The sequence below is a fragment of the Bradyrhizobium sp. genome (assembly GCF_035570375.1).
Taxonomy (GTDB): Bacteria; Pseudomonadota; Alphaproteobacteria; order Rhizobiales; family Xanthobacteraceae; genus Bradyrhizobium.
Window position 1 is genome coordinate 1 of record NZ_DATMLW010000077.1, and the last position, 3,001, is coordinate 3,001.

A 3,001-nucleotide genomic window follows, 5' to 3' on the forward strand; every position below is an offset into this window, starting at 1 on the left:
GCGAGCCAGCCACCGTCCACGGGTAACGCCGCACCGTTGAGCTGCGCCGCGGCGTCCGAACAGAGAAATGTGGCGAGCGCGCCGAGTTGCTCCGGAGTGGCAAAATCGAGAGAGGGCTGCTTCTCGCCGAGCAGCTTCACCCTCGCTTCCTCGGGATCCAGGTTCTCGCGGGCAGCAAGGGCATCGATCTGCTTTTGCACCAGCGGCGTGAGCACCCAGCCGGGGCAGATCGCGTTGCAGGTGATGCCGGTGGTCGCCGTCTCCAGCGCCACACCTTTGGTGAAGCCGACGACGCCATGCTTGGATGCGACGTAAGCGGACTTGTCCACCGACGCGACCAACCCGTGTACCGACGCAATGTTGATGATCCGACCCCAGTCCCGCGCGAGCATTTGCGGCAGCACCGCACGAGTGGTCAAGAATACTGCGGTCAAGTTGATCGCAATGACTGCATCCCAGCGCTCGACCGGGAATTCGTGCACTGGCGCAACATGCTGGATGCCAGCGTTGTTGACGAGCACATCGACGCGCCCGAGTTCGCGCGTCGCATGCTCGATCAGTCCCGTGGCGTCGGTTGGCTTGGTGAGATCGGCGGCGCTAAAGGCCACGCGTATGCCGTAGGCCGCGGAAATCTCCTGGCGCAGCTTCTCGATCGCTGCCGCCTCGCCGAAGCCGTTGATCACGAGATCGGCGCCCCCGGCCGCAAGCGCGCGCGCGATCCCGAGCCCAATCCCACTCGTCGAGCCGGTAACGACGGCCACCTTGCCCTTCAACATGAAGTATCCTCCCACGGTTACGCCAATGCGAAAACACTGACAGAACTGTAACTCACTGGTGCATTTCTAGAGACGTTTCTAGAGATTTGTCACCACCAAGGCTATTTCACCGGCACGATCCGGTCAACCGCTGCGTCCACCTTTTGCTTTCTGCAAAAAAGGAATCTGTCGCAAGTCTTTGTTTATTCTAAAAAAGGCGGCTGTCGCTTAAGTGCATCAGAATCGAGGCTCTTATGGACAAAGTCCTTACTTGGGCACCGTATTTTTGTAGATCGTGCCGTCCTTCATGATGACCAGAAAGTGTTCGTCGGGGTCTTCGATGAGCTTGATGTTTTCCAACGGATTGCCATCGACCAGCAGCAGATCTGCGAGCGCGCCCTCTTCCACGACCCCGAGTTTGCCGGGATAGGGATCGATAAACCCGGAAAGCGCCATCAATTCTCCATTGTCCGCGGTGGCCGTCTTGAGCGCTTCGGCAGGGGTGTACCAGCGGACCATCTTGGCGAGTATGGCCCCCTGTCGGCTGGCAATCCTCGCATCGAACAGAACGTCCGTGCCAAAAGCCGTCTTGACCTTGTGCTTCTTCGCCAGCTGGTAGGCATTGTCCGTTCCGGCGAAAACTTCCAATGCCTTCTTCCGAGATTCCGCGCTCAACGCCGGCACGTCTTCATCATCCAGGAGAGGCTGCAAGCTCCACCAGATACCTTTGTCTGCTAGCAGCTTGGCGGTGGGCTCGTCGATCAACTGACCGTGTTCGATGCACTTGACGCCGGCGGCGACCGCTTGTCGGATCGCACGCGGCGTATACGCGTGGACGGTCACATAGGTGCCCCAATTGTCCGCAGCCTCAACCGCGGCACGAATCTCCGCTTCGGTGAACTGGGTCGATTCGATCGGATTGTGGGGCGAGGCGACGCCACCGCCCGCCATTAGCTTGATCTGAGTCGCGCCGTTCCTCAACTGCTCTCGCGCGCGCAGGCGCACCTCATCGGGGCTGTCGGCGATGGCTGCGACGCCCTCGACCTCGGAATGGCTCAACGGCCCGCCCAATGTCCGCGGAACCTCAAAGAGAAACCGAAAGTCTCCATGACCCGAGGTTTGGGAGATGAAAGCGCCCGAGGGATAAATGCGCGGACCAAGCATTATGCCTTCGTCAATGGGGCGCTTGAGCCCGAACACGGGGCCCCCCAGGTCGCGCACAGTGGTGAAACCTCTCATCAGCGTCGCTTCGGCCTGTCGCGCAGCCAACAGGTGAAGGTATGAGGAGTCGGCGGTCATCAGGAGCATTTGTGGTGTCGCCGCCATGAACGCGTGCCAATGCGCATCAATCAGGCCCGGCATCAGCACCCGCCCGTTCGCGGCAATGATGTGAACATTGGCATTCGTCTCGAAGGTGATCGGATCCACCGATATCCGTTCAATGACGTTGCCTTTGACCAGCACATTGGAGGGAGCCGAAAGCGCGGCACTCTTGCCGTCGAAGATGCGGACATTCTGAAATAGCGTGGCGCCGCGTGCCAAAGTAGTGGGAAAAGGTGCCAAACCCGGCGCTTCCAAATCCGCATCACCCTGCCCCAGGCTCGGCTGGCAAAGCCCGACTGAGAGTGCTGCCGACACTAGGGATAGACAAAGCACGAGTTTCAACTTGCGGACCGTCGTCCGAGCAGTCGATTTGCCCAAAAACAAGATCCTCAGAAACCCGGTGGTCAGTGCTGCTCGTGTGATCACTGCAACATCGAGTGGAACGTTGGCGGGCGGAGCCGGTGGATGCACCGGAATCGAGCAAGCGACTTGCCTCTGGTGCGGGGCCATCATCATCGGTTCCTCGACGGTTCTTGCAGCTTGAAACCCAAGGCGGCGGCTATGTGCTGAGCCTGTAAGGGCATTGTCAAGTTGACGCGCCACGCCGGCCCCGCCGGCCTGCGGTGGCGCACCGGGGTGGTAGGAGGCGAGGGGGCTGAGGCTCGCGCTCCATGCGCTGGTGGTGAGCGTCGTCGGTTATCGCGCTCCTGACGGTCCGACCGGCGCCCCGCTGCGCAATCCGCAGACCGGAGCGATCATCGGCGACTCGCCCTTCATGAGCGGCCTGATCGTGCTGGTCATGCTGGTGTTTCTGGCGATCGAGGCGGCCTATGGCAGCGGCGCCAAGACGATCACCAGCATGGTCGACGGCATCAACGCCGTCACCAAGACTTTCGCCGGGCTCAGCGGGCTCGTCTTTCTGC

Annotated in this window: 3 protein-coding genes; 1 reads left to right on the plus strand and 2 read right to left on the minus strand. The window is 60.8% G+C overall.

Going from position 1 to position 3,001, the window contains the following annotated elements:
* On the minus strand, positions 1 to 776 hold a 776-nt coding region (locus VNX23_RS08490), incomplete at its 3' end, for a 3-hydroxybutyrate dehydrogenase (protein ID WP_325628985.1).
* A gap of 246 nt (positions 777 to 1,022) precedes the next feature.
* Entirely contained in the window at positions 1,023 to 2,594 is a 1,572-nt protein-coding gene (locus VNX23_RS08495; protein WP_325628986.1) for a metal-dependent hydrolase family protein, read from the minus strand.
* 163 nt (positions 2,595 to 2,757) lie between these two features.
* On the opposite strand from VNX23_RS08495, the gene VNX23_RS08500 reads away from it, so the two are divergent.
* A partial coding sequence (locus VNX23_RS08500; RefSeq protein WP_325628987.1) for an AbgT family transporter occupies positions 2,758 to 3,001 on the plus strand: 244 nt, incomplete at its 3' end.

Bases quoted from the DNA above. Each gene is read 5' to 3' on its own strand.
- VNX23_RS08495 (WP_325628986.1), bottom strand. From the start codon at position 2,594: ATGATGATGGCCCCGCACCAGAGGCAAGTCGCTTGCTCGATTCCGGTG.